The sequence below is a fragment of the Nitrospirillum goiasense genome, from assembly GCF_034427435.1.
GTDB lineage: Bacteria > Pseudomonadota > Alphaproteobacteria > Azospirillales > Azospirillaceae > Nitrospirillum.
This window is the reverse complement of the sequence record NZ_JAXQNP010000003.1, coordinates 868,562-893,981: the sequence shown is the minus strand read 5'-3', so window position 1 is coordinate 893,981 and position 25,420 is coordinate 868,562. Positions and strand designations below refer to the sequence as shown.

20 protein-coding genes and 1 riboswitch are annotated in these 25,420 nt (G+C 67.5%); of the genes, 12 read left to right on the top strand and 8 right to left on the bottom strand.

Translation table 11 applies throughout. The features are described from left to right. Nucleotides 1-2: 2 nt before the first annotated feature. On the bottom strand, nucleotides 3-1,784 hold the full coding sequence (locus ULB03_RS18415) for an ankyrin repeat domain-containing protein (protein ID WP_322484559.1): 1,782 nt from the start codon (nucleotides 1,782-1,784) through the stop codon (nucleotides 3-5). A 141-nt stretch (nucleotides 1,785-1,925) separates the two neighbouring features. On the opposite strand from ULB03_RS18415, the gene ULB03_RS18410 reads away from it, so the two are divergent. Beyond that, on the top strand, nucleotides 1,926-2,714 hold the full coding sequence (locus ULB03_RS18410; protein WP_322484558.1) for a class II aldolase/adducin family protein: 789 nt from the start codon (nucleotides 1,926-1,928) through the stop codon (nucleotides 2,712-2,714). 164 nt (nucleotides 2,715-2,878) lie between these two features. Here ULB03_RS18410 and ppk2 read toward each other — a convergent pair whose 3' ends face one another. Continuing rightward, the gene (gene ppk2, locus ULB03_RS18405; RefSeq protein WP_322484557.1) at nucleotides 2,879-3,874 is read right to left on the bottom strand and encodes a polyphosphate kinase 2; all 996 of its coding nucleotides are present in this window, start codon (nucleotides 3,872-3,874) and stop codon (nucleotides 2,879-2,881) included. 195 nt (nucleotides 3,875-4,069) lie between these two features. On the opposite strand from ppk2, the gene ULB03_RS18400 reads away from it, so the two are divergent. Then, the gene (locus tag ULB03_RS18400; RefSeq protein WP_322484556.1) at nucleotides 4,070-4,576 is read left to right on the top strand and encodes a PaaI family thioesterase; all 507 of its coding nucleotides are present in this window, start codon (nucleotides 4,070-4,072) and stop codon (nucleotides 4,574-4,576) included. Here the strand turns inward: ULB03_RS18400 and ULB03_RS18395 are convergent. Continuing rightward, nucleotides 4,520-6,004 carry an MFS transporter gene (locus tag ULB03_RS18395; RefSeq protein ID WP_322484555.1) on the bottom strand — a complete coding sequence of 495 codons (1,485 nt, stop codon included), beginning with the start codon at nucleotides 6,002-6,004 and terminating at the stop codon, nucleotides 4,520-4,522. The genes ULB03_RS18400 and ULB03_RS18395 overlap by 57 nt on opposite strands. Nucleotides 6,005-6,289: 285 nt before the next feature. On the opposite strand from ULB03_RS18395, the gene ULB03_RS18390 reads away from it, so the two are divergent. After that, nucleotides 6,290-7,339, top strand: coding sequence for a LacI family DNA-binding transcriptional regulator (locus ULB03_RS18390; RefSeq protein ID WP_322484554.1), 1,050 nt, complete (start codon nucleotides 6,290-6,292; stop codon nucleotides 7,337-7,339). A gap of 324 nt (nucleotides 7,340-7,663) precedes the next feature. Next, nucleotides 7,664-7,761, top strand: a riboswitch (glycine riboswitch). Between the two features lie 159 nt (nucleotides 7,762-7,920). Here ULB03_RS18390 and ULB03_RS18385 read toward each other — a convergent pair. Next, complete coding sequence (locus tag ULB03_RS18385) at nucleotides 7,921-8,307, bottom strand: hypothetical protein (protein ID WP_322484553.1); 387 nt, start codon at nucleotides 8,305-8,307, stop codon at nucleotides 7,921-7,923. Here ULB03_RS18385 and ULB03_RS18380 point away from each other — a divergent pair. Beyond that, nucleotides 8,288-10,234, top strand: a complete 1,947-nt coding sequence (locus ULB03_RS18380) for a S8 family serine peptidase (protein WP_322484552.1) — start codon at nucleotides 8,288-8,290, stop codon at nucleotides 10,232-10,234. The two genes, ULB03_RS18385 and ULB03_RS18380, sit on opposite strands and share 20 nt — an antisense overlap. Nucleotides 10,235-10,252: 18 nt before the next feature. Here ULB03_RS18380 and ULB03_RS18375 read toward each other — a convergent pair whose 3' ends face one another. Next, complete coding sequence (locus ULB03_RS18375; protein WP_322484551.1) at nucleotides 10,253-11,881, bottom strand: tryptophan halogenase family protein; 1,629 nt, start codon at nucleotides 11,879-11,881, stop codon at nucleotides 10,253-10,255. Between the two features lie 342 nt (nucleotides 11,882-12,223). On the opposite strand from ULB03_RS18375, the gene ULB03_RS18370 reads away from it, so the two are divergent. The 3 genes from ULB03_RS18370 (at nucleotide 12,224) to ULB03_RS18360 (ending at nucleotide 17,437) form a co-directional block, all read left to right on the top strand. Continuing rightward, nucleotides 12,224-14,524 carry a TonB-dependent receptor gene (locus tag ULB03_RS18370; protein WP_322484550.1) on the top strand — a complete coding sequence of 767 codons (2,301 nt, stop codon included), beginning with the start codon at nucleotides 12,224-12,226 and terminating at the stop codon, nucleotides 14,522-14,524. 205 nt (nucleotides 14,525-14,729) lie between these two features. Then, complete coding sequence (locus tag ULB03_RS18365) at nucleotides 14,730-15,785, top strand: LacI family DNA-binding transcriptional regulator (protein ID WP_322484549.1); 1,056 nt, start codon at nucleotides 14,730-14,732, stop codon at nucleotides 15,783-15,785. Between the two features lie 212 nt (nucleotides 15,786-15,997). After that, on the top strand, nucleotides 15,998-17,437 hold the full coding sequence (locus tag ULB03_RS18360) for a hypothetical protein (protein WP_322484548.1): 1,440 nt from the start codon (nucleotides 15,998-16,000) through the stop codon (nucleotides 17,435-17,437). 17 nt (nucleotides 17,438-17,454) lie between these two features. On the opposite strand, the gene ULB03_RS18355 is transcribed toward ULB03_RS18360, so the two are convergent. Both ULB03_RS18355 and ULB03_RS18350 read right to left on the bottom strand, forming a co-directional pair. Continuing rightward, nucleotides 17,455-18,444, bottom strand: a complete 990-nt coding sequence (locus ULB03_RS18355) for a tetratricopeptide repeat protein (protein ID WP_322484547.1) — start codon at nucleotides 18,442-18,444, stop codon at nucleotides 17,455-17,457. Nucleotides 18,445-18,480: 36 nt separating this feature from the next. Then, nucleotides 18,481-19,434, bottom strand: a complete 954-nt coding sequence (locus tag ULB03_RS18350) for a LysR family transcriptional regulator (protein ID WP_322484546.1) — start codon at nucleotides 19,432-19,434, stop codon at nucleotides 18,481-18,483. Nucleotides 19,435-19,512: 78 nt separating this feature from the next. Between ULB03_RS18350 and ULB03_RS18345 the strand changes: the two genes are divergently transcribed. The 5 genes from ULB03_RS18345 to ULB03_RS18325 are packed head-to-tail and all read left to right on the top strand — an operon-like array spanning nucleotide 19,513 to nucleotide 24,324. Continuing rightward, complete coding sequence (locus tag ULB03_RS18345) at nucleotides 19,513-20,751, top strand: acyl-CoA dehydrogenase family protein (protein ID WP_322484545.1); 1,239 nt, start codon at nucleotides 19,513-19,515, stop codon at nucleotides 20,749-20,751. Between the two features lie 54 nt (nucleotides 20,752-20,805). Continuing rightward, complete coding sequence (locus ULB03_RS18340) at nucleotides 20,806-21,687, top strand: SDR family oxidoreductase (RefSeq protein ID WP_322484544.1); 882 nt, start codon at nucleotides 20,806-20,808, stop codon at nucleotides 21,685-21,687. Continuing rightward, entirely contained in the window at nucleotides 21,684-22,802 is a 1,119-nt protein-coding gene (locus ULB03_RS18335) for a phosphotransferase family protein (RefSeq protein WP_322484543.1), read from the top strand. Before ULB03_RS18340 ends, ULB03_RS18335 begins: the two co-directional genes overlap by 4 nt. 4 nt (nucleotides 22,803-22,806) lie before the next feature. Then, complete coding sequence (locus ULB03_RS18330; RefSeq protein ID WP_322484542.1) at nucleotides 22,807-23,550, top strand: histidine phosphatase family protein; 744 nt, start codon at nucleotides 22,807-22,809, stop codon at nucleotides 23,548-23,550. 12 nt (nucleotides 23,551-23,562) lie between these two features. Further along, complete coding sequence (locus ULB03_RS18325; RefSeq protein WP_322484541.1) at nucleotides 23,563-24,324, top strand: SDR family oxidoreductase; 762 nt, start codon at nucleotides 23,563-23,565, stop codon at nucleotides 24,322-24,324. Here ULB03_RS18325 and ULB03_RS18320 read toward each other — a convergent pair. After that, nucleotides 24,321-25,196, bottom strand: a complete 876-nt coding sequence (locus ULB03_RS18320; protein ID WP_322484540.1) for a DUF4349 domain-containing protein — start codon at nucleotides 25,194-25,196, stop codon at nucleotides 24,321-24,323. The genes ULB03_RS18325 and ULB03_RS18320 overlap by 4 nt on opposite strands. Nucleotides 25,197-25,420 lie beyond the last annotated feature (224 nt).

The following is a 25,420-nucleotide window of genomic DNA, read 5'->3' as shown; positions in this document are numbered from 1 at the left end:
GGTTAATGCGCCGGTGGGGTCAGCAGTCGGCGGGCCGTTTCCCGCTCCTCCCCGGACAGTAGCGGGTTAGCGGGCACGGGCCCGCGCCCCTCCAGGTAATCCAGCGCCGTGGCGCCTTGGCTGTCGCGCGGCCTGGTGTCGGCACCGGCCGCCAGCAGGGCCTGGATGACCGGCAGCCCGGCATTGGCCGCCGCGTACATCAGGGCGGTGCGTTGGCCGTGGGTGATGTGATATGCGGCACACTCGTAGTTGTCGGCGATCTTTTCCGGTGCCAGGGATTGAGTGTTCACCTCGGCGCCCGCCTGGATGAAGGTGCTCAGAGCCTCCGGGCTATTGAACTGCGCTGCCGTCATCAGCGGCGTCTTGCCCATGGGGTTCACGGCGTTCACTGGAGCGTGCGCCGCTAGCAGGGGGGCGATGGCCGCCGGCCGTGCGACGGCAAGGGACAGTAGCGGTTCGCCCTTCTGCTCCGCCGGCACCTCCACAGGCGTGCCTTTCGCTAACAGATCGGCCAAGGACGGCCGGACGTCGGCATTCATGATGGCTATATTGATGGCTGGAGCGCTGACGTAGGTCCAGCCGTATCCGGCGATCAAGTTGATGTAGGCATAGCGTCGCGCCTGTTCGGCCGGCATATTGAAATGCCGCTGGTAGTAGGCCGCCACCTCCTGCGTGGTTGTTTGGAACTGAGCCTGTACCGCTTGGAATTTCGCCCGATTCCAGGCGCTGAGGTAGGACCATTCCTCAAGCGGTACCGGAGGGGGCTGCCACGCCCGGCCATCATCTGTCTCTCCGCCGCCGGCTGACACCTTGAGGGCAAGGTACTGCGGGGCGGCGGTCATCGCTTCGGAATAGAATACCGCCATCAGGTCGTTGAGCCTGGTGCTTTCTGACCCGCCGCACGGCATGACGAAGCCGCTGCCATCATGGGCGTGCACCAACTCGCTGTATTTGGCGATGCTATCGTTGGGGAAGTCGCTCTTGTCGCACGATGCCATTGGCGTAAAGCGGGCTTCGGCCGTGTAGATTTCAGGGGACAAGGCCCGTATCAATTCTGGATGCTGATACAATAGCTTACAGGAGAGGCGCACCTCATCTCCCACCACGTGCAGAAAAGGAATTAGGCTCTTGGCGTCGCCTTGGTCCTTTTCCGCATCCTCGCGAAGGTAAGGGAAGGCATCCTTTCCGAAATCGGCCGCGACCTCCCGCAATAACTGCCTCACCTCGACGGCATGGGCGGCTGGTCTTCGCGACGTCAGTCGCAGGGCCGTCGCCAGGCCGATCTTGGCTGTCGGCGTGTGATAAGCCCGTAGGATGGCCGTCGCGACGGCCGGCGCCTCCGCCATCTCGGAGAAAGCGATGTTGATGATTTTGTCATCCTGGGCGGCCAAGTCTTCATCCACCTTGGTGACATCCAGGCCGCCCCGGATGTCTTCCATCAATTGGGTGAGGGCCTCCAGCCTGTTCTGCTGGGCTGTTTCCACGCAGGCGGGCGTGTCCACCGGGTTCGCGTCCGCGAGTCCACAGGACAGCTGAAGCGCCTTCAGCCACATCCGCTGGTTCCGGACCACGCGGTCATGCTGGGGACCGCTGACGTCCAGCAGACGCTTGTAGGCATCGGCCATCTGCCGGTCCCGCGCCGCCAGGCCGGGGTCGGCGCAGATGCGCTTCTCGATGGGGCTGGCCGCCTTGGCGCAGTCGAAGCTGGGGCTGTCGGCTGCCTTTCCCACGCTCGCGATGGACAGGGGCAGCAGAACGGCGGCGAGAGCCCAGAGGCGACGCATGGCTTCAAACCCAGGTTGTGGCCTTCAATGGCTAGCGCAAGTGCGGTCCGGGGACAACGGAGGTAATTGTCAAATCCGCGACACTCTTGGAAGCCGTCCTGGCATAGGCTGACCTCCTCAAAAAAACACCGGGAGGACCCTATGTTCGACACCGCGCCCACGCTGGCCCCCGCCGACCAGCCGCCGTTACGCGACCGCGTCTCGCCCGAGGAATGGCGGCTGCGTGTCGATCTGGCGGCGGCCTATCGCCTGGTGGCCCTGTTCGGCTGGGACGACCTCGTGTTCACCCACATCTCCGCCCGGGTGCCGGGGCCGGAGCATCACTTCCTCATCAATCCCTACGGCATGCTGTTCGAGGAGATCACCGCCAGCAGCCTGGTGAAGGTCGACATGGACGGCAAGGTGGTGCTGGACACCGGCTTCCCCGTGAACCCGGCGGGCTTCACCATCCATTCCGCCGTGCATCAGGTACGCGAGGACGCGGGCTGCGTGCTTCACCTGCACACCGCCGACGGCACGGCGGTCTCAACCTTGGAGGAAGGGCTGCTGCCCCTGAACCAGACGGCGCAGTTGGTGATCGACGACCTGGCCTATCATGACTACGAAGGCGTGGCGTTCGAGCATGACGAGCGCCCGCGCCTGCAGCGCGACCTGGGCACCAAGAACACCATGCTGTTGCGCAACCACGGCACCCTGACCGTGGGCCGCACGGTGGCGGAGGCGTTCACCCGCATGTACTTCCTGGAACGGTCCTGCACCATGCAGGTGCGCACCCTGACCATGGGCCGGCCGCTCTACCCCGCCGCCCATCAGGCGATCGAGCGCAACATCCAGATCAGCCGCATGGGCGTGTCCCAGGCGGCCAACCTGCTGGTCTGGCCGGCCCTGCTGCGCCGCCTGGCGCGGCAGATGCCGGGCTATCAGGACTGACGCTCACGCCCAGTCATACCAAGGAGCGATGATTCCCATACATCACTCCTTGGTATCGGCGGCGACTGCCGCCGCGCGCCGTGAGGCGCGGAAGCCAAGCCGCCGCATGGCGGCGCCCGGCACTTGAGGGCACACTAAAAGCCCCGACCTCTCGCCCCGTCCCATCAATACCCCTCGTCCACCCAGTGCTGGCTGGACTTCTTCGGCCGCTTGTAGCCGTTGTCCGGCTGGCGCGGGGGCAGGGGCAGGTCCACCGGGCTCAGATCCTTGTAGGGAATCTGGTGCAGCAGGTGGGCGATGCAGTTCAGGCGCGCCTTCTTCTTGTTGTCGGCGTCGACGATGTACCAGGGGGCGTGGGCGTGGTCGGTATGGGCCAGCATCACGTCCTTGGCCTTGGAATATTCCACCCAGCGGCCGCGCGACTCCAGGTCCATGGGCGACAGCTTCCAGCGCTTCATGGGATTGTGCATGCGCTCCACGAAGCGCTTCTCCTGCTCCTCATCGCTGACGGAGAACCAGTACTTGATCAGGATGATGCCGGATTTCACCAGCATCTCCTCGAACAGGGGGCAGGCGCGCAGGAACTCCTGGTACTCATCGTCGGTGCAGAAGCCCATGACCTTTTCGACGCCGGCACGGTTGTACCAACTGCGGTCGAACAGGACCATCTCCCCCTGGCCGGGCAGGTGCTGGACATAGCGCTGGAAATACCATTGGCCCTTCTCCCGCTCCGTCGGCGTGGCCAGGGCGACCACGCGGCAGATGCGGGGGTTCAGGCTCTCGGTGATGCGCTTGATGACCCCGCCCTTGCCGGCGGCGTCGCGCCCCTCGAACAGCACCACGACCTTCAGGCCCTGGATGCGCACCCATTCCTGCAGCTTCAGCAGCTCGAACTGCAGGCGGGCCATCTCATCGATGTATTTGTAGTGCTTGGGCGGCCGGCCGGGCTTCCCCGGGCCCAGGATGTTCCAGCGGTCCTCGATGCGCTTGTGCTCCTTGGCGTTGCGCAGGATTTCGCCGTCCAGCGCCGGGGCCGAGGTGGCGTCGGCCGTTTCCGCCGGCGTGGAGTCCGCCGTTTCAGCGCCCGCCTCGCCGCCTGGGGCGGCGCCGTTGCCGTTCTGCGTGTTCTGGTTCGCGTGCTTCTTGGACTTGCCGGCCATGGCGCGTCAGGCCTCCCGAAAGGGTGTGCGGGTTAAGGGTGTGCGGGTGAACCATTACGGTCCCGTCGTCACCTTGTCCCCGAATGGGGCGCCCCCTCCATGCGCCATGTCAATGTGCCCCTTCGGTTATGCGGCTTGCATGATGAAAGCCTCTGGCTCAGGATCGCGTCCGACGCCCTGATGAAAGGATGGACGATGACGGCCCTGGTGAACGATGCCGAAAAGCAGGTGGGTGAGGCGGAGCGCCTGGCGGCGCTGGCCCGCATGGATGGCTTGGCCTTCCTGCACGCCATGATGGCCGGGGACCTGCCCCCGCCGCCCATCAACCAGACGCTGGGCTTCACGCTGACCCATGCCGAGGTCGGCTACGCCGTTTTCACCGGCACGCCGGTTCACGCCTATTACAACCCCATCGGGTCGGTCCATGGCGGGTGGATCGCCACCCTGCTGGACAGCTGCATGGCCTGCGCCGTGCAGACCACGCTGACCGGCGGGCGCGGCTACACCACGCTGGAACTGAAGATCAACTACGTCCGCGCGGTGACGGAGGCGACGGGCCCGGTGCGGGCCGAGGGGCGCATCATCCACGCCGGCGGCCGCACCGCCACGTCCGAGGGCCGGCTGCTGGATGGCAAGGGGCGGCTGTTAGCCCACGGCACCACCACGTGCCTGATGTTCGATCCCCGGCCGCCCCAGGCCTGAGGCGCTGGGGGGCACCGCGGGGGGCGCCAGGGGGGCAGGTGTGGGGAGCGGGTCCGGGGGCACGTTCCCGGCCGCGCGCGCGCCCAGCGCCTCGACCACCCGGCGATGCAGGGCGCCGTCCAGCGGATATCCCGCCATCAGCGCCAGGGTGGCGAGGAACAGGCCGCAGGGCAGCAGCGACATCAGTTGGCGCAGGCCGCTCAGCGTTTCCGCCGACTGCGTGGCATTGGGCACGAAGCCGATGGCGGACAGCAGCCAACCCAGCAGGGCGCCGGCCAGGCCCAGCGCCACCTTCTGCGCCAGGGAGGCCACGCCGAAAATCTTGGCCTCGTCCCGGCGGCCGAAGCGCCATTCGTTGTAATCGACCAGGTCGGGCAGCATGGCCCAGAAGCCCACGGCGTGGACGGTGCAGCCCACGAACAGGGCGGCGATGGCCGCCACCGCCAGGGCGGGCTGGTCGCTGGGCGCCAGCAGGAAAGCCAGGGATGACAGGGCCGCCAGGCCGGTGCCCAACTGCCACGACACCTTCTTGCTGGTGCGGCGGGACAGCCACACCCAGAAGGGGACGCTGATGGCGCTGGCGGCGGAGAAGGCGGGCATGGCATAGGCGGCCAGGTCCATGTCGCCCACGTCATACTTGAAGAAATAGACCAGGTTGCGGAACTGCAGGGCGCCGGCCACCTGGATGAGGCCGATGGACAGCAACAGCCGCATCAGCGGGCCGGACCGGCCCAGGGTGCGCAGGAATCCGACGACATCGCTGTCAAGCGTGGCGCGGGAGGCCGGCGCCAGGGCCGGCCACGGCTCCTCCTTCACCACGCTGGCGCACAGCCAGAACAGGGCGACGGACAGGGCGCCGACCACCAGGCCGCTGATGGTGTACCCCAAACCCCCATAGGCGCTGGCGTGTCCGCCGGTCGCCATGTGGTCGATGCGGGCGGCCAGCGCCGGCAGCAGGAAGGACACGGTGATGCCGCCGATGAAGGCGCAGGTCATGCGATAGCCCGTCAGGCTGGACCGTTCCTCCGCGTCCTGGGTGATGCGCGCCGACAGCGAGGCGTAGGGGATGGAGACGATGGTATAGACGCCACGCCACACGGTATGGCTCAGGATGGCATAGGCGATCAGGCCCCCTTGGCCCAAGCCCGGCGCTGCGAAGCATGCCGCCATCACCGCCCCCAGGGGCAGGCCCCCCCACAGGATGAAGGGGCGGTAGCGGCCCAGCCGGGTGCTGGTGCGGTCGGCCCAGACCCCCATCAGCGGGTTGGCCAGGCCGTCGACGATGGCGGCCACCAGGAAGCCCACGCCCACCCATACCGGGGGCACGCCCTGCACGTCCGTCTGGAAATAGGCCAGGAACAGGGTCATCGCCTGCCAATGCAGGTTCAGGCCCAGGTCGCCGATGGCGTAACCCAGCTTTATCTTCAAGGCGACGGGCGCCTGTCCGTAAGCCATTTTCCCCCGGGGTCTTTATCCGTGGGTTGGTGGCGACAGGGGAAATGACAGCGGTGCCATCGCCCCCTAGCGCCCCAACCGCCCCCAGGAAACAACATCCTGTGGTGGTCGCGCCAGCGTCCCTTTCGGCCAGGTGGGGGGCAAAGACGGTCAAATGATGGACGCGCGCGATTTTTTGCGCCAACGATGCAGGATTGCCGCAACCGGGCGCCTTGGGCGATTGTGAGCCGGCATAGTTGAGGAATGGGGAGTGGACATATGGCGGGGCCTGACCGCAAGCCGACGATCATCGATGTGGCGCGCCTGGCGGGGGCGTCCATCAAGACGGTGTCGCGAGTCATCAATAAGGAACGCTACGTCAGCCCCGACATGCAGGAGCGCATCGAAAAGGCGGTGGCCGAGTTGGGCTATCAGCCCAACATGATGGCCCGCAGCCTGGCCAGCGAGCGGTCCAACCTCATCGGCCACCTCTACGGCGACGCCGGCGGCCCCTACACCCTGGAGATCCAGGTGGGCCTGCTGAACCGCTGCCGCGACCACGGCTATCACCTGATGATAGAAGAAATCGATTATCGCAGCCCCAATGTGGAGCAGCGGGCCAGCGCCATCGTCAACCAGATGCGCCTGGATGGTGTGGTGCTGACGGCCCCGGTGACCGACAACCCCGTCGTGCTGCGCATCCTGGAGGATGCGGGCGTGCCCTATGTCCGGGTCACGCCGCAGCAGGAATCGGAAACCTCCCCGTCCGTCCGCATCGATGAGCGGCAGGCCGCCTATACCCTGACGCAGCATCTGCTGGCGCTGGGGCATCGCCGCATCGGCTTCATCAAGGGCAAGGCCAACCACACCGCCACCATCCTGCGCTACACCGGCTATTGCCAGGCGCTGACCGACGCCGGCGTGGCGGTCGATCCGGTGCTGGTGGAGCAGGGGGAGTTCACCTACGCCTCGGCCGTGCCGTGCGCCCGGCGCCTGCTGGACCAGCACAATCGGCCCACGGCCATTTTCGCCAGCAACGACGAAATGGCCGCCGCCGTGGTGGCGGAGGCGCATAACCGCAGCTTCAGCCTGCCGGCCCAGCTCTCCGTCGTCGGCTTCGACGACACGCCCCTGGCGGAAATGATGTGGCCCCCCCTGACCACCGTACGCCAGCCGGTGCGCGAAATGGCGGAGGCAGCGGCCGACATCCTGATCGGCCTGCTGTCCCAGCGCGGCAAGGTCGACTGGCCCAAGCCCGTGCCCCACCAGGTGCTGGCCCACACCATCCTGCTGCGCCAATCCACCGCCCGCCCGCCCGTCAAGGGCTGAGGGCTGGGCGTTCCGCGCCCGTCGTGCCGCACTTGGCGCGAGAGGCTCTGGCGCCCAGGTGACGCTGCGACGGATTGGCACATCCGGCCCCGCCCGCGGCGGCCAAGGGCCCCTATCCTGAGTCCAGGAACGCCGCCTCGCCCGTCCGGCTCAACGGTCCGGGGGCCGGATTACCCCTTCATCTCCATGCCTCTAGGGATGGTGAGGTGGCGCTGGATGGCGGCTCTGGGTGAGGGAGGTGGGTCGGGGGATCATATTTCGGTCATAATTGCATCAATCGCAGGGATGCAATTGACATTTTGTTTTTCTTAAACGAAATTATCTAAGCATCGCACGGGAGAGATCGGGGTTGCCAAGGCAACACCGACGCCGAAGGAGCAACCGCCCCGGAAACTCTCAGGCAAAAGGACCGTGCGGGCATTGACAATCTGGAAAGAGGTTGCCGGTTCACCGGCATGCCCGCCGACGGAGCAAATCTCTCAGGCAAAAAGACAGATGGGGCGCCGACCTGAGCTTCACGTTCACTGGATTTTGGCGCATGGCCCTTCCCTCGACTCCCTTCCTTATTTTTTAAACCCCTCCTAGCCAGGGGCTTCGTGACCATTGGTGCCGGCCGCTAGTTTTTGCGGCGGCAGGGAATGTTTTTTCAGGATGAGTGCATCGCGCGCCGTGTTTGCGCGACGGTCTTCCTGTGCCTTTTTCGAATATTCAAGACCAATCTTTAAAATAAATCCTATGAATTTATTTTGGTTTTTATGAATGGCGCTTTGCCTGGACTTCGTCATTGGGCCGGAGCCAAGTTTCTGGCTTTTGAAACCATCATGCCAACACAAGGGGTAAAAGACGATGGCTGACAAGGCTCTCCCAAGCTGGAAAAGGGGAATCCTCGTGCCAAAGGCGTCGTCGCTGAACGACGGGCGGGCGGCGAATGATGGCGGACCCGTTTCCATGGCCCACGGCGTGGACATCGCCGTCTCCTCCAGCGGCGTGCCCGCTGGCCAGCCGGGCTATGCGGCCCTGTCGCCGTCCGCCTTTCAGCAGCTTGGGCGCGTTGATGAGGCCTCGATGGACCCGGTTGGCACGATTGGGGCCTCCGGCAGGCGGTCAGTCGGCCAGGCGAGCGCGCAATTCCTGTCCGCCGCCGCGACCCGCCGGTGGGATGTGCCGCCCCAGGGCAGGGTGATCAGCCAAGGGGACCATGCCATGGGCACCGATATGGCCCGGATCCGCGACCAGGTGGACGGCACCGGCCTGAAAATCGGCATCATTTCCGACAGCTTCAATCTCAAGACTCAGATGGGCGCCGACATCGCCAATGGCGAATTGCCCACCGATACCAAGATCGTGACCGAAGGCGTGCGCGGCAATGACGAGGGCCGCGCCATGGCCCAGATCATCCACGACGTCGCCCCCGGCGCGTCCATCGAATTTGTCGCCGCCTCCCAAACCAGCACTGAAATCCATGACATGGCCAACGCCATTCTTCAGTTGGCGGCGGATGGCGCGAAAATCATCGTCGATGATTGGATGATCCGGGACGAAACGACCTATCAGGACAGCGAGATCACGCAGGCCATTCAAAAGGTCGTGTCGGAAGGGGTGGTGTACGTCACCGCCGCCGGCAATAACAGCAACCGGGGGTATGAGGCCGCCTTCAACGCGGCGGCCGGGCCCGTCACCATCGGGTCGAATACGGTGATACTGCACCAGTTCGCGCCCGGGCAGGACTACATCCCCGTCACCATTGGGGCCAACAGCTCCGTCTCGTTCCGGCTGCAATGGGACGACCCCGCCGCGTCGGTTAGCCCCGGCCATGGCGCCCAGTCCAATCTGGACGTGCTTGTCTATGACGATCAGAACAATCTGCTGTTCGCGGCCGCCCAGCAGAATATCGGCGGCGACCCCTTGGAGTCCTTCTTCCTGACCACGCAAGGCAGTCCCGTCACCTTCCATATCAAGGTGGCGCTCAATGGCGGGCCGCCCCCCAGTGACTTCAAGCTGATGGCTTTGGATGAGAACGCGCCCGTGCAATTCGGCGCCCTGGCGTCCAACACCAATGCCGGGACGATCTTCGGCCACATGGGCAGCGATGCCGCGATCACCGTCGGGGCCGTCAACTATCAGGACACGCCGGCCTTCGGCGCCGCGGCACCGACCTCGGAACCGTTTTCCTCCACCGGCACGTCGCTGGTCACCTATGGCGTCGACGGGCAGCGGCTCGCCACGCCGCGGGTGCAGCCCGGCGTGACCGTCAGCGGGCCGGATGGCGGCGACAACACCTTCTTTGGCACGGACACGGACGGCGATGGTCTGCCGAATTTCCTGGGCACGTCGGCTGCCGCGCCCCATGTCGCGGGGCTGACCGCCCTGATGTTGCAGGCCGATCCCGCCTTGAGCCCCACGGACGTCAAGAGCCTGCTTCAAGACAGCGCCATCCCGATGACGGACCGCTACAACCCCGGCGCGCCGGCGGGCAGCAACCCCACGGCGGGTGCCGGCCTGGTCCAGGGCACGGCCGTCGACTTCGCCGCCACGGGTGTCATTGAGAATGACCAGGCCCAGAAGCTGACCGGAACGCACCTTGACGACACCATCGTCGGCGGGATGAGCGGCCAGGTCCTGACCGGCGGCGGTGGCGACGATGTCTTCCAAGCCAGCGCCGCCCAGCTGAACAGCGACGTCATCACCGATTTCTCGATCAACGACGCGCTGGTGATCCGCGACACCACGACCTTTGGCTTCCGCTTCAATTTCAACGCGGCCACCGGCGCGCTCGACTATTCCCCCGATGCCGGCATGTCCTCCTATCACCTCACCCTGAACACCGGCGGGGACGGCCAGCTTGTCGCGTCGGCAGCACCCACCGGCGGCGTGCTGCTGAGACTGGTGGGTTAGCTTTTTAGTGTCCGCCGCTCAGCGCCCGCCGGGCCGGAAGCCGGTGCGGTAGACCTCCTCCACCAGGTCGCGGTGGCTGGGAAGGCTGGACAGGGCCTGGGGCATCACGGTGCGCAGGCCGCGGAACTCATGCTTTGCCTCGTCCATGCGGCGGTACAGGGCCCGCGCCGGCTCCAGGTCGGTTTTGAAGCCCATGCCATAGAGGACGTACTGGTAGCTGGCCGGCAGGAAGGTTTCGTGGTCGGCCACGAAATCGAACCTGCCGGGCGGCCGGTGGGCCCAGAGGGCCAGGCGGTCGCGCAGCGAGTCCGGCACGGTGGCGGGGTCGGCGTTGTCCCGCCAGTAGGCGCTGTCCGTCCGCCGGGTCAGGCAATAGTGCAGCTTCAGGAAATCGACGATGCGGTCATACCGCGCGGCCATCAGCGCGTTGTAGGTCCGGGCGGTGGCGGCCATGGCCGCCGCCGTCTGGGCGCTGTCCAGGCCTGATGGTCCCCAGGGGAAGAACTGGGCGATCATGTGGGCCGCCACCTCGATCAGCATGATGCCGGTCGACTCCAACGGCTCGAAAAAGCCGCCGGACAGGCCCACCGCCACGCAGTTGCCCACCCAGTGCCGGCTGCGGCAGCCGGACTCGAACTTCAGCAGGCGCACGTCACGCCCGGCCGCCATGGGCCCGATGTACCGGCGCAGCACCTCTTCCGCGCGGGCGTCGTCGGTGTGGCGGCTGGAATAGACATAGCCCGTGCCCCGGCGGTCGTTCAGGCCGATGTCCCAGGTCCAGCCCGCTTCATGCGCCGTGGCCACGGTGTAGGACGGGATGGGCGCGTCCGGTCGATCGTAGGGCACCTGCAGGGCCACCGCCCGGTCGTTGAACAGCACGTCGCCACAGGGCTTGAAGGGCACCTTCAGCGCCTGGCCGATGATTTGCGCCCGGAAGCCGGTGCAGTCGATGTACAGGTCGGCTGTCAGGCCGCCGTGCTCGCGCGTGTTCAGCCGCGCCACGGCGCCGGTGTCGTCCAGGATCACCTCGTCCACCGTGCCCACCAGGGGACGGACGCCCAGTTCCACCGCCACGGTGCGCAGCAGGACGGCCAGGCGGTTGGCGTCGAAGTGATAGGCGTAGTTCAGCGGCGCGTGATAGGGCGGGTCGACGGGCCGCTTGGGCGCCCGGCAGGCGTCCGCCACCGCCTTCTGCAGGGTCACGGCTTCCGCGAAGGGCAGGTCCCCGGCGGCACCCAGCAGCCAGTAGGGCAGCAATTCCGGCCCTTTGACCTGGTGGGGAAAGTTGAAGGGGTGGAAATAGTGGCTGTGCCCCGGCACGGCGCCCAGCGCCTGGGTGGGCGACGCGTCCGGCGCCGGCGCCTCCGCCCAATCCACGAAATGGACGCCTTGCTTGAAGGTGGCGGTGCTTTCCCGCAGGAAGCGCGCCTCATCGATGCCGATGGCCGCCAGGGTGGACCGGATGGTGGGGAAGGTGCCCTCACCCACGCCGATGATGCCGATGTCGGCCGATTCGATCAGGGTGATGTCTGTCCCGCCGGACAGGCCCGTGCCCAGGGTTTTGGCCAGGTAGGCCGCCGTCAGCCAACCGGCGGTGCCGCCGCCCACGATCACGATCCGGCGCCGGGCGCCTTCCGCAACGGTCATTCGCATCCTCCCTCCCGCGTTGGGCACCCTGCGGCGCCGTGGCGGACTTTCTTATGATTTCAACGCCTAAGGTCAAACCGCCCCACCAGCGGGGGGCGGGCGCGCCCCTGGTTGCAGACTGATTATTGCAACGCCGCGGGTGTCGTTTGGACCATGGGGCAAGAGTATCACGATTGGTGCAACATGACAGCGCTGTGCGACAACGTTGTCATAATTTTGTTGACAGCATGGGCCGCCCCGCTAAACATGCCAGCCACAACAGCACCGCACCCAACGCGTGTGGCGGTCGCTGCTGAATATCCGCCTTGAGTAATCGGGCTAGAATAAAAGGGAGGAAGCGAGATGAAGGCGAGACTCGGACTCTATCTGCAAGCTGCGGCCGTGATTGCCCTTTCCGGTGGCGCGTACGCGCAGACCGCGTCGGCTCCGGCCAACTCAGACACCATTGCCGAAATCGTCGTTACCGCGACCAAGCGGGAAACCAAGCTGCAGGAAACCCCGATCGCCGTTTCGGCGTTCAGCCAGGACAGCCTGGACAAGCAGCAGGTGAAGGACATCACCGACCTGTCCAAATACGTGCCCAGCCTGGCCTTTGGCCAGCAGGGCGACCAGAACGCCATCACCCTGACCCTGCGCGGCATCGGCAACGACAGCGCCTATACCGAGGTGGCCGACCCCGAAGTCGCCATGTATGTCGACGGCATCTATTCGCCGCGCGCCCAGGGCGCCTCGGTGCTGATGTACGATATGGAGCGCGTGGAAGTGCTGCGCGGGCCGCAGGGCACCCTGTTCGGCCGTAACGCCACCGTCGGCGCCGTCAGCCTGATCTCCGCCAAGCCGACCTTCGACAAGGAATACGGCAACGCCGAGGTCGTCGCCGGTTCCTACGGCCGGTTCGGCACGCGCGGCATGTTCAACATGCCTGTCTCCGACAAGCTGGCCTTCCGCGTCGCCTTCGTGACGGACAAGCACGACGGCTATGTCGACTACCAGCCTGCCCCCAACGTGCCGGGCGTGAATCCCGCCGCCTACGTGACCAGCGGCCCGAAATACTACGCGGGGGACCAGAAGTCCTTCCGCGTCAGCGGCGCCTGGCGGCCGACGGACAGCTTCAGCTGGGATCTGAACTTCGAGTGGTATGAGGACACCGGCACCCCGGTCGAACCCCTGATGCAGAACCCGCGTCCCGGCAACAACCTGTGGTCGGTGCAGGCCGACACGGCGCCGTTCCAGGACCGCACCGCCAAGTCCGTCCACAGCAAGATGGACTACGACATCAACGATTACCTGCAGTTCTCCTACATCGCCGGCGCCTCTTGGCTGGGCGGCAACAACCAGGTGGACGCCGACGCCGGCACCCTGCCGCCGACCAGCGCCACCACCCCGTCCGGCGCGTTCGAGCAGAACAGCACCGTCTGGTCCAGCTATGAGTTCTTCAGCCATGAGCTTCAGCTGAAGTCGTCGGGTGTTCACACCGTCGACTGGATCGTCGGTGCCTACTATTCCCACGAAACCAACAAGATCCGCTTCGACATCGACCAGGCCAACGGTTATCGCCTGGGCACCTTCAGCTGGGCCGGCAGCTTCATCCAGTCGGATCGTGAGATCGAATCCGCCGCCGGTTTCGGCCAGGCCACCTGGCACGTCACCGACGACATCCGCCTGACGGGTGGTGTGCGCTACACCCGCGACGACAAGGAAGACATCGGCGGCCGCAACGTCACCTGCAACGGCTGCACCCAGGGCATCTTCGGCCGTGATCCCTACTCCATCCCCGGCTACACGGCGTCGCCCAACGACGTCTATGGCCAGTGGAGCAAGGCCACCTGGCTGGTTCGGGCCGACGCCGACATCATCAAGGACGTGCTGATGACCTATGCCAGCGTCGGCACGGGCTTCAAGTCGGGCAACATTGAGGACGGCGGCAAGCTGGCCGGCCCCGAGACGCTGACCAACTATGAAGTCGGCGCCAAGACGACGCTGTTCGGCGGCCGCGCCACCTTCAACGTGGCGGCCTATTATGAGGACTTCACGGGCTATCAGGTGAACCAGGCGGTCACCACCCGTGACGCCGCCGGCCATGTCATCGGCTCGCAGATCGTCACCCAGAACGCCAAGGGCGCCAAGGCCTATGGCCTGGAGGCCGAACTGGCGGCCAAGATCACCCCGCGAGACACGGTCAACCTGGCGCTGTCCGCCCAGCATACCGAGCTGGAGGAACTGCAGAGCATCGACGCCCGGCTGTACAGCGGCGGCGACGTTTCCCACCTGGTCGAGCTGAAGGGCAACGAGCTGCCCCACGCCCCGTCCCTGTCGGGCACCGTCGGGTATGAGCACGTCTTCGATCTGCCCAACGGCGGCACGCTGACGCCCCGCGTCTCCACCCATTTCGAGACGCGCAGCTACCTGTCCTTCTTCAACGTCGCCAACTATGACGAGCAGAAGGCCTATACCCGCACTGACCTGTCCGTCCGCTATGACGCGCCCAGCGGCAGGTGGTCCTTGGAAGGCTTCGTCCAGAACCTGGAAAACGCCAACATCAAGACCAACGCCGGCGCCTTCGGCGGGCCGGCGACCCCGGTGTGGACCGCCGTGTACCAGCCGCCCCAGACCTGGGGCGTGCGGGCCCGCGCCAGCTTCTGACCCGTTCGTTCGTGCGTTTGACCCCGGGGCCTTAGGGAATGGTTTTTCCCAGGCCCCGGGTACCCTTCCTGGCAGGATGCACTCTCCCCGAATCCTGCGCCTTGATGGGCGGTGCCCTCCGCGCCGCCCATCCTTTATTCCTTTCACGCCGTCCCATCCGGCGCCATAACGATGGCGCCCCACACCCCTTGATTTGGAATACTCCATGGTCCAGCCGGAGAAGCGGTCGATCACCATCCGGGAGGTCGCGGACCTGGCCAAGGTGTCCATCAAGACCGTGTCGCGGGTCATCAACCGCGAGGCCGGCGTTTCCCATGAGACCCAGAGCCGCGTCCAGGATGCCATCAATCGTCTGGACTACCGCCCCAACCTGAACGCCCGGGGCTTGGCCGGCGACCGTTCCTTCCTGATCGGCCTGTTTTACGACAACCCCAGCGCCCACTATATGAGCGACGTGCAGACGGGTGCCGTGGCCCGCTGCCGCGAGGGCGGCTTCCACCTGCTGGTGGAACCGTGGGACAGCACGGATCCCTCCGTCGGCGACCAGGTCCTCGACCTCATTTCCCAGTTGCGGCTGGAGGGGGTCATCCTGACCCCGCCGCTGGTGGATCATGCCGGCGTGCTGCAGGCCCTGCGGACTTCCCGCATTCCACTGGTGCGCATCGCGCCCCACACAGACCGCGAGACGGCACCCTTCGTCTACATGGACGACTACGCCGCCGCCCGCCAGATGGCGGCCTATCTCATCAGCCTGGGGCACCGTCGCATCGGTTTCCTGCTGGGCCATCCCGACCACGGCGCCACGGAACAGCGCTACCAGGGCTTTCGCGACGAATTGGCGGAACACCGCATCCCGCTGGACCCGGACCTGGTGCGGCCGGGCCACTTCTCCTACCGCACCGGCATGGCCTGCGCTGAACAGCTGTTGACCCTGGCTGACCGGCCCACCGCCATCTTCGCCAGCAACGACGACATGGCGGCCGCCTCGGTCGCGGTGGCGCAGCGTCTGGGCCTGTCCGTGCCGGCCGACCTGTCGGTCGCCGGCTTCGACGACACGCCGGTCGCCCGCATCATCTGGCCGCAGCTGACCACCATCCGCCAACCCATCACCCGCATGGCGGCGGCCGCCGCCGACCTGCTGATCGACCGGGCGGTCCGGCGTCAGCCGTGGAGCCATCCCATGCCCCGCCGCTTGCTGGAGTTTGAGGTGGTGGTACGGGAATCGACGGCGGCGCCCCCCTCCAAAGGGGTCCGCCGCTGACCCCGCCGGGCTACCCCGCCTGTTATAGTTCTCCTGGCTCGCTGGTATCGGCACCATGAAAAGGACGCATGGGCAAGCGGGGGGCGACAGACGGCGGCATGTCAAATCTGATCACCAAAATAACGGCTTGGTGGCAGGGGGATGACCCGCCCGGACCGCGCCCGGCGGCTTCGGCGCGGCGACCATCCCTTGAGTCCGTCACGCCCGAGTCGGTGTCTGACGACCTGCAGAACCGCTTGAGCACCATCCTGGAACGCCAGGCCAGGATCTGCGCCGGCACGGTCCAACTGCTGGGCCTGGAAAGTCTCAGGGACAGGCTGGGCCCCCGTTGGCCGGCGGTCCGGGACCGGGTGCATCAATTGACCGAACGGTTGCTGAAACAGTCGCTGGATCCGGCCGATATCGTTTTCCCCTATGGCACCGACACCTACCTGGTGGTGTTCGCGCGCCTGGACGAACGCGCCGCCAGCCTGCTGTGCGCCCGGATCCTGCAAGACCTCCAGCGCCTGCTGCTGGGGGACGCCGATGCCGCCACCATCGTGGTGCGCACCGCCGTGCGCCAGGTTTCCGGCGACCTTGTGGTCCGGCCGCACCGTCTGTCCGACATGATGGCGGACGCCGCCGCCGACGATGCCGCGGGCGAGTCCGATGCCAAGCCGGAGGGGGCCGACCACCAAGGTACGGCGGGGGCCCCACCGGGAGGCCGGGCCGCCTCGCTGACTGGTGCCGGTGGTACTCCGGGCGAGCCGGGATGGGTGCCCCTGGCGGCGCAGGGGGGCGGCACCTTCCGCCAGGATGACGTGACCGCGGCCTGGGCGGCACGGGGACAGCTGGGGCCGCTGGAAATCGTCTATCGCCCCGTCTGGGACGCCATCCACCAGTCCGTCTCGCTATATGTCGCGCGTGGCCGGCGGGTGCGGCGCGGGGGCCAGGCGGTTTACGGCTACGACACCATTCCGCAGACCGCCGCCGGCAGCCTGTCCGCCGAGAACCTCGCCGCCATCCTGGAATTGGATGAGGAGACGGTGCGCCAGGCCATCGCCGTGTATCTGGACCTCTACGACAGCCGTTTCCGGTTCTACCTGTCCTTGCCCGTCCACTACGAAACCCTGGCCGCCATGCGCCGCCGCCGGTCCTATCTGGCGCTGGCCAGCCGCATCCCGGCGCATCTCGTGCCCTTTCTCAGCTATCACCTCGTGGGCTTGCCCGCAGGCACGCCCACCGGCCGCCTCGCCGACTTCGTCACCGCCCTGCGCCCGGTCGGCCGGGGTGTCACCGTGGAGGTGCGCTTGGGACGCCAGGACATGGGCATCCTGGAGGCGGCGGGGGTGAAGGGCGTGGGCGTCGTCCTTCCGGGGGTGGATGACCCCCTGGCGCTTCCCACGGCCCTGGACGGCCCGGGAACGGAACGGCCCCTTGCCGACCGGGTGGCCACCGACCTGGGGCTGGTTGCGGCGGAGGCGCAGCGGCGGCGCCTGAAGCTCTATGTCGAGGGCGTGCACACGGTGGAGGCGGAGGCGTTGATCGACCGCGTCGGCGCCGACTTCGTGGCCGGCGACCTCATCGGCGGCTGGACGATGACACCCCGGCACATCGCCCGCCTGACGCGCGTGGAACTGCTGGCCAATTCGCGGCAGTCATCCGGGGCTTGAGGGTAACAGGGCCGGGGCTACTGCGCCGGTGTGCCGGGCCGCCGGTCCGCGGGCAGCAGGGCGCGCAAGCGTTTGGCCTCCGCCACGTCCTTGGGCACGCCGTCGCCGCTTTCATACATCTGCGCCAGCAGGGTGATGGCGCCCTGTTCCCCGCCGTCGGCCGCCTTGCGCAGCCATTGCAGGGCCTTGGCGTCGTCCCGGGGAACGCCTTCACCCTGGCGATACTGGAAGCCCAGGGCGAACTGGGCCGGCGCCCACCCCCGTTCCGCCGCCATCATGTTCCAGCGGGCGGCCTCCACCGGGTCCTTGGTGACGCCCAAGCCCGCCAGGTAGATGGCCCCCATCTGGCCCTGGGCGCGGACGAAGCCCTGGCTGGCCGCCTGCTTGTACAGGCGCGCCGCTTCCGTGAGGTTGGCCGGCACGCCGGTGCCGTTCTGGTACATCCAGCCCAGGTTGGTGAGGCCGGCGGGATCGCCCTGCCGGGCGCCCAGGGTGTAGAGGCGCACGGCTTCGGCCACATCTTGGGGCACGCCGCTGCCGTGTTCATAGTGCCAGGCCAGGCTGACTTGGCCGCGGGCGTTGCCCTGGTCCGCCGCCAGCTTGTAGAGGCGCGCGGCCTCCGCCGGGTCCTTGGGCAGGCCGTTGCTGCCCTGGTCATAGAGCACCGCCAGGCCCACCTGGGCCTGGGCATTGCCCTTGTCCGCCGCCTGGCGCAGGTAGGCCAAGGCCTTGTCCTTGTCCACCGTCACGCCCAGGCCCTGGCCGTATGCCTTGGACAGCTCCACCATGGCGCCGGCGTCCCCCTGTTGGGCCAGCGCCGTCAGCTTGGGCAGGGCTTCCGCGTAATCGTGCTTGGCCATGGCCAGGCGCGCCATGGCCAGGTCCGTCGCGTTGTCGGCCCGGGCGGGGGCCGCCCCCAGGCCAAACGCCAGCAGGACGGCGACGGTCAGGGGCAGGATGCGTCGGCACCAGGGGCTCAACGGGGCGGGGCGCAGGAATCGCGGCATGGCGGTGGTCCTTGACCTTTGAGATGACGGCGCGCCTCAACCCGGGCGCAGAACGTCGCGCAGCCAGCGACTGGCGGGGTCGTTGTCGCTGGTCCGATGCCAGTAGAGATTAAACGCCAATGGCGGCATGTCCAGGGGGAGGGGCAGGATCATCAGGGCCCCCCGGCTGCCGTCCACCAGCGGCTGGCCATGGTGCCGGCCCATGGTCAGCAACAACCCACCCCCTTTCAGGCCGGCTTCCGCTACCACGCGGCAGGCGGTTTCATACCGTTGGCAGCGTAGGGCGATTTTTCGCTGTATGCCCAGGCGCAGCAAGGCGTAGTCCTCCACCGCCGGCCCGCTGCGGCGGGAGGAGACGGCGATGTGGGCGGCCGTCCGGTATCCGTCCAGATCCACCGGCGCGTGGCCGGCCGCCGCGACCAGGCAATAATCGTCCTGCAGCAGGGGCAGGTGGCACAGGTCCGGGTCGGGGGCCAGCGCCACGTCCACCGCCAGATCCATGCGGCCCCGGGCCAGGTCGGCCTTCATGGTGGCGCGGTCCAGCCGCACGCTGTCCAGGCGGGGGCTGGACCCTTCCGCCAGTTGTTGTCTCAGGCGCGCCATCATGACCGGCAGCAGCGCCGGCTCCACCGCCTCGGGCATGGCGATGATGGCCTGGCGCAGGTCCCGGTCCGGCTGAAAATCCTGCGCGTCGGCCAGGGCCCGGCCCAGGGCGGCCAGCGCCTCCCTCACCCGGGGCGCCAGGCGACGCGCCAGGGCCGAGGGGGCCACCCCCCGGCCGTCGCGGGGGAACAGGGCCTCGTTTTCCGTTCCCAGGTGCGGGCCCAACTGGTCGCGCAGGCGGGCCAGGGCGTGGCTCACCGCCGATTGCGACAGCGCCAGCTCATCCGCCGCGCGGGTCAGGCTGCGCGCCCGGTAAACGGCGTCGAACACCCGCAGCAGGTTCAGGTCCAGCCTGGCCAACAGGCGCGTATCATGAACATCATTCATGATTTATCGCGCATAAACTTCCGGACTGTTCATGTCAATCCGGCGCTACACTTCCCTCAACAAAAGGGAGAGGACGCCATGGACTTCCAGCCCAGCGCGCGGGCCCAGGACTATCTAATCCGAGTCCGCCGCTTCATCGCCGATCATATCGCGCCGGTGGAGGCGCAGTACTGGCGCGACGTGGCGGCCCATGACGGACCCGACTGGACCGGCTGGCGCGTGCCGCCGAAGATGGAAGAGCTGAAGGCCCGCGCCAAGGCGGAGGGGTTGTGGAACCTGTTCCTGCCCGACGCGGAACTGGGCGCCGGCCTCAGCACCCTGGAATACGCCCCTATCGCCGAGGCCACGGGCCACAGCGCCATGGCGCCGGAGGTGTTCAACTGCAACGCCCCCGACACCGGCAATATGGAGGTGCTGTGGCGCTACGGCAGCCCGGCGCAACGGGAACAGTGGCTGACACCCCTTCTGGCCGGTGAGATCCGCAGCGTCTTCTGCATGACGGAGCCGGAGGTCGCCTCCTCCGACGCGACCAACATGGCGGCCACGGCGGTGGTGGAGGGGGACGAGGTGGTGGTGACGGGCCGCAAATGGTGGTCCAGCGGCATCGGCGACCCCCGCGCACGCATCGCCATCGTCATGGCCCGCACCCCGGATGAAAATCGCGACCGGCATCACCAGCATTCCATGGTGCTGGTGCCCCTGGACGCGCCCGGTGTGCGCATCGAGCGCATGCTGCCCGTCTTCGGCACCCTGGACGCGCCGCACGGCCATGGCGAGGTGACGTTCGACCGGGTGCGCGTGCCCGCCGCCAACCTGATCGCCGGGCCCGGCATGGGGTTCGAGATCGCGCAGGGCCGCCTGGGGCCCGGCCGCATCCACCATTGCATGCGCTGCCTGGGGGCGGCAGAGGCGGCGTTGGACCTCATGATCCGCCGTGGCATGGCCCGCACCGCCTTCGGCCGGCCGCTGATCGACCTCGGCGGCAACCGCGAGCGGGTGGCGGAAGCCCGCGTCGCCATCGACCAGGCCCGCCTGCTGACCCTGTTCGCCGCCTGGAAGATGGACAAGGTGGGGACCCAGGCCGCCCTGACCGAGATTTCCGCCATCAAGGTGGTGGCGCCCAGCGTGCTGGAGCGGGTGGTGGACGCGGCCATCCAGATGCATGGCGGCGCCGGTGTGTCGGGCGACACGCCCCTGGCCGGGTTCTATGCCCAGGCGCGGTCCCTGCGCCTGGCCGATGGGCCGGATGAGGTGCACAAGGCGATGATCGCCCGGATCGAACTGGCCAAGCGCGGTTACAAGAAAGCCCCGGCCTGAGCCGTCGGCGCGTGCCGGTACAGGTCGCTGAACAATAAAGGGAGGGTTGACGGCATGGGGACGATCACACCGAAGATGGGCAGCGGCGGCGGGCGCATCTTCATCACCGGTGGGGCCAGCGGCCTGGGCCTGGCGCTGGGCAAGCGCTACGCCCGCGCCGGGTGGCGCGTGGCGGTGGGCGACATCAACCCGGATGCCCTGGCGGCGGCGGTGGCGGAGCTGTCGGCCATCGCCCCGGATGCCTTCGCCATCCCGTGCGACGTGCGCGACGACGGCGCCCTGGATGCCGCGGCCCAGGCCCTGACCCAGCGCTGGGGCGGGGTCGACATCGTCGTCAACAACGCCGGCGTGGCCCAGGCCGGCAACATCGACGACACGCCGCTGGACGACTGGCGCTGGATCATCGACATCAACCTGATGGGGGTGGTGCGGGGCTGCAGGGCCTTCACGCCGATGTTCAAGGCGCAGGGCCACGGCTATTTCGTCAACACCGCCTCGATGGCCGGCCTGCTCGATATGCCGACCATGAGCGCCTACAACGCCACCAAGGCGGCGGTGGTGTCGCTCTCGGAAACCTTGCAGCATGAACTGGCGCCCAGCGGCATCGGCGTCAGCGTCATCTGCCCGTCCTTTTTCAAGACCAACCTGGCATCCAGCCTGCGCACCACCGATCCCCGGCTGCGCGCCCGGGTGGACAAGTTGCTGAACCGCCCCGGCATCACGGCCGACGACGTGGCCGAGTATGTCTACCAGGGCGTGGCCGTGGGCCGCTGCCACCTGCTGCCGCACAAGGAGGGGCGGCGCTTCTGGCTGATGAAGCGGTTGATGCCCCGCGCCTGGTACGTGGCCATGATCGACCGGCGGGCCCGCAGCATGGCGACACCGTCGCGCACGGCCGCCGCCCCGGCCCAGCAGCCGGCGGCCGGCGCCCGATGACGGTGGCGCCGGGTGACGCCCCACCCCGGCCCGTGACCGACCGGGCCGGCCCGGTGCGGGCGGGGGAGGAACTGGACGTGGTCCCGGTCGATCGCTGGCTGAAGGACCAGCGGCCCACGCTGACGGGCCAGCCGCAGGTGACGCAGTATTCCGGTGGTGCCAGCAACTGGACCTACCGCCTGGCCTATGGCGAGGACGGGGCCGGGGGCGACTTCATCCTGCGGCGTCCCCCGGCCGGCACCAAGGCCAAGTCCGCGCACGACATGGTGCGCGAATTCCGCGTGCAGCAGGCGCTGAAGCCCGTCTTCCCCTGGGTTCCGACCATGGTGGGGCTGTGCCAGGACGATCAGCTCATCGGTGCCGATTTCTACGTCATGGAACGCATCGCCGGCATCATTCCCCGCGCCAACCTGCCGCGTGGCTTGGACATGGGCCCGGAGGCGGTGCGCCGCCTGTGCCTGGCCATGGTGGACAAGCTGGTGGCCCTGCACCGGGTGGACCCGGAGGCCGCTGGACTGTCGGGCCTGGGCAAGGGCGAGGGGTACTGTCGCCGCCAGGTGGAGGGCTGGTCCGGCCGCTACCTCAAGGCGCGCACCTGGAACGTGCCCTCCTTCGCCCGGGTGCGGGCCTGGCTGGCGACCAACACGCCGGCGGACAGCGCCGCCTGCGTCATCCACAACGACTGGCGCTTCGACAACCTGGTGCTGGACGCCGCCGACCCCACGCGCGTGATCGGCGTGCTGGATTGGGAGATGGCCACCATTGGCGACCCGCTGATGGATTTGGGCGGGGCCCTGGCCTACTGGGTGCAGGCGGATGATGATTTCATCATGCGCTCCACCCGCCGGCAGCCCACCCACTTGCCCGGCATGCTGACCCGGGACGAGGTGGTGGCCCATTATCTGGCGGCCATGGGGGACCGGTTGGACGCCAAGGCGGTGGACTGGACCTTCTATGAGGTGTTCGGCCTGTTCCGCCTGGCCGTCATCGCCCAGCAGATCTACTACCGTTATCACCACCGCCAGACCCGCAACCCGGCGTTCAAGCGCTTCTGGCTGCTGGTCACGTATCTGGAGTGGCGCTGCCGCCGCATCCTGCGCCGGGCCGGGCACTGACCCCATGGTGGCGCTGTACCTGATCCGCCATGGCCAGGCGTCCTTCGGGGCGGATGATTATGACCGCCTGTCGGCGCTGGGCGCCGTGCAGGCCCAGACGGTGAGCCGCCAGTTGGCCGCCCGGTTGGGCGCGGCGGACATCGTCGCCGTCAGCGGCAGCCTCACCCGGCACCGCGACACCGCCGCCGCCTGTCTTGAGGCCATGGGCCGGGGCGGGACCGCCGTGACCATCGACACGGACCTCAACGAGTACGATCCCGCCGACCTGGTCGCCCGCCACCGGCCGGATTTGGCCGACGCCGCCGCGCTCAGGGCGGAATTGTCCCTGGCACCCGATCCCCGCCGCGCCTATCAGGCGCTGTTCGCCGAGGCGGTGACCCGGTGGATGGCCGGGGACCACGATGCCGACTACGCCGAAAGCTGGCCCGTGTTCCGCAACCGGGTGCTGGCCGGCTTGGCGCGGGCGGCCCAAGCGGGTGGGCAGGCGGGCGGACAGGCCAGCGGACAGACAGCCGCCGCCGTCCTGGTCTTCACCTCCGGCGGGCCCATCATGGTGGCGGTGCAGGCGGTGCTGGGCCTGGATACCGCCGCCGCGCGCCAGGTTCACTGGGGCCTGGTCAATGGCGGCGTCACCAAGCTGCTGGTCCCGACCCGGGCCGTGGGCCGGGTGGGGCCCGGCTGGTCGCTGTCCAGCCTCAATGAGCAGGCGGGCCTGGAAGGGCCGGACGGCCTGCTGACCTATCGCTAGCGAGAGGCGCCCATGACGGCCCGTCCCATTCGGAAAACGATCCTCATCACCGGCGCCAGTTCCGGCCTGGGCCTGGGCATGGCCCGGGAATTCGCCGCCCTCGGCCGGGACTTGGCGCTGTGCGCGCGGCGCACCGACCGGCTGGAGGCCTTGCGGCAAGAGCTGCTGCAGGCCTACCCCGGCATCCGTGTCATCCTACGGCCGCTGGACGTCACCGACCACGCGGCGGTGTTCGAGACCTTCCGTGCTTTCGATAGCGAAATGGGTGGGCTGGACCGCATCATCGTCAACGCCGGCATCGGGTCCGGCCGGCGCATCGGTACCGGCCATTTCGCCGAGAATCTGGCGACGGCGCAGACCAATTTCGTGGCCGCCCTGGCGCAGTGCGAGGCGGCGGTTGAGTTATTCCGGACCCGGAACAATGGGCATCTGGTGGTGGTCTCGTCCATGAGCGCGCTGCGCGGCCTGCCCAAGCACCTGACCACCTACGCCGCCACCAAGGCGGGCCTGGCCGCCTTGGCGGAGGGCATCCGGGCCGAGCTGTTGCGCACCCCCATCCGGGTCACCACCCTGTTCCCCGGCTATATCCACACCGAACTGAACGCGGGCGCCAAGCGCCTGCCCTTCGCCATCCCCGGCGATGTGGGCAGCCGCCTGCTGGTCCGCGCCATCGAGCGGGAACCCGCCACGGCCCATGTCCCCGCTTGGCCCTGGGCCTATATGGCGCCGATCCTGAAGCTGCTGCCCCTGTCGCTGGTGGCGCGGTTGGCTTAAGCGGCCTTGCGCCGCCAACGGCGCCACACCAGGCGCGCCAGCCAGCCGGCCAGCACCACCACCGGTGTCCAGGGCAGGATGCGGGCGGTGAAGGTCATGACATTGGCCAGCGACTCCACCAGGATGTCGATGAAGTCCTTGGCAGCGTTCTTCAGGGGACGCCAATCGATGCCATCCGGCTTGGGTTCGTCCGGCTGGGCCCCCTCATACCGGATGTCGATTTTCACCATTTCCGTCTGGGCGCGCAGGTAGTCGCGCTGGGCCGTGGCGCTCTCGATATCGCCCTGGACCTGAGCCAGGGTGTGTTCGACGTTCAGCAGGTCGCTCACGTTCTTGGTGTTGGTCTGGTGCAGCAGGGTGGTCAGCCGCTCGCGCAGGGCGAGTTTGGTCTCCAACCGCTTGTCGACATCCAGGACAGCCAGCGTCTTGTCCTCGCTGGTCTCCGAATGGGCGGTCACCTCGACCGGTGGAGCCGTCAAGTCCGCCGTGAATGAGGCCAGGGCCGCGGGGGGCAGGCGGACACTGGTGTGCGCGGTGACCCAGGCCCTGTTTCCGTTGCGGTTCATCTGGGATTCGACAACCTCGCAGCCCAGCTTGATGCAGATTTCCAGGTGGCGGCGCTGAACGGCCTCCACGGCATCCGCCGGCAGGCGCAGGGTATAGCTATGGCTGACCGCCACGTACTTGCCCTGCATCGTCTGCGGTGCCGGCGGCGACGCGCCGAAGGGCACCACGAAGTTTTCCTTGGAGCCCGGGACGGGCGCGCTGGCCCTTATCACCTCTTTCTTTTCCGGCTCCTTGCCGCAGGCACCCAGCGCCAAACAGGCAACCATCACCAACGGCAGGCAGAGCCCGCCCTTCCACTCCCTCATGGCACGATCCCCATCGTAAAGATTGAACGGTGGTGAAACATGGCAACCCGAGGCGGCAAATCTATGGGGATTTTGTGGCGTTCCTGCCGCAATGGTCACGATATTCGCGCGTACTTCGTGGATGAGGCATCAAGGACACGATCCGCGTGTCGTCAAAATCCTGTCCATTTGGTCATGTTTTCACGCCGTGACGCCCGGGGCCATTGACAGGGCGGGGGTGGCCC

What these genes read in the sequence shown, in the direction of transcription:
- ULB03_RS18415 (WP_322484559.1), bottom strand. Translation starts at nt 1,784, where the DNA reads ATGCGTCGCCTCTGGGCTCTCGCCGCCGTTCTGCTGCCCCTGTCCATC.
- ULB03_RS18410 (WP_322484558.1), top strand. Translation starts at nt 1,926, where the DNA reads ATGTTCGACACCGCGCCCACGCTGGCCCCCGCCGACCAGCCGCCGTTA.
- ppk2 (WP_322484557.1), bottom strand. Translation starts at nt 3,874, where the DNA reads ATGGCCGGCAAGTCCAAGAAGCACGCGAACCAGAACACGCAGAACGGC.
- ULB03_RS18400 (WP_322484556.1), top strand. Translation starts at nt 4,070, where the DNA reads ATGACGGCCCTGGTGAACGATGCCGAAAAGCAGGTGGGTGAGGCGGAG.
- ULB03_RS18390 (WP_322484554.1), top strand. Translation starts at nt 6,290, where the DNA reads ATGGCGGGGCCTGACCGCAAGCCGACGATCATCGATGTGGCGCGCCTG.
- ULB03_RS18380 (WP_322484552.1), top strand. Translation starts at nt 8,288, where the DNA reads ATGGCCCACGGCGTGGACATCGCCGTCTCCTCCAGCGGCGTGCCCGCT.
- ULB03_RS18385 (WP_322484553.1), bottom strand. Translation starts at nt 8,307, where the DNA reads ATGTCCACGCCGTGGGCCATGGAAACGGGTCCGCCATCATTCGCCGCC.
- ULB03_RS18375 (WP_322484551.1), bottom strand. Translation starts at nt 11,881, where the DNA reads ATGACCGTTGCGGAAGGCGCCCGGCGCCGGATCGTGATCGTGGGCGGC.
- ULB03_RS18370 (WP_322484550.1), top strand. Translation starts at nt 12,224, where the DNA reads ATGAAGGCGAGACTCGGACTCTATCTGCAAGCTGCGGCCGTGATTGCC.
- ULB03_RS18365 (WP_322484549.1), top strand. Translation starts at nt 14,730, where the DNA reads ATGGTCCAGCCGGAGAAGCGGTCGATCACCATCCGGGAGGTCGCGGAC.
- ULB03_RS18355 (WP_322484547.1), bottom strand. Translation starts at nt 18,444, where the DNA reads ATGCCGCGATTCCTGCGCCCCGCCCCGTTGAGCCCCTGGTGCCGACGC.
- ULB03_RS18350 (WP_322484546.1), bottom strand. Translation starts at nt 19,434, where the DNA reads ATGAATGATGTTCATGATACGCGCCTGTTGGCCAGGCTGGACCTGAAC.
- ULB03_RS18345 (WP_322484545.1), top strand. Translation starts at nt 19,513, where the DNA reads ATGGACTTCCAGCCCAGCGCGCGGGCCCAGGACTATCTAATCCGAGTC.
- ULB03_RS18340 (WP_322484544.1), top strand. Translation starts at nt 20,806, where the DNA reads ATGGGGACGATCACACCGAAGATGGGCAGCGGCGGCGGGCGCATCTTC.
- ULB03_RS18335 (WP_322484543.1), top strand. Translation starts at nt 21,684, where the DNA reads ATGACGGTGGCGCCGGGTGACGCCCCACCCCGGCCCGTGACCGACCGG.
- ULB03_RS18330 (WP_322484542.1), top strand. Translation starts at nt 22,807, where the DNA reads ATGGTGGCGCTGTACCTGATCCGCCATGGCCAGGCGTCCTTCGGGGCG.
- ULB03_RS18325 (WP_322484541.1), top strand. Translation starts at nt 23,563, where the DNA reads ATGACGGCCCGTCCCATTCGGAAAACGATCCTCATCACCGGCGCCAGT.
- ULB03_RS18320 (WP_322484540.1), bottom strand. Translation starts at nt 25,196, where the DNA reads ATGAGGGAGTGGAAGGGCGGGCTCTGCCTGCCGTTGGTGATGGTTGCC.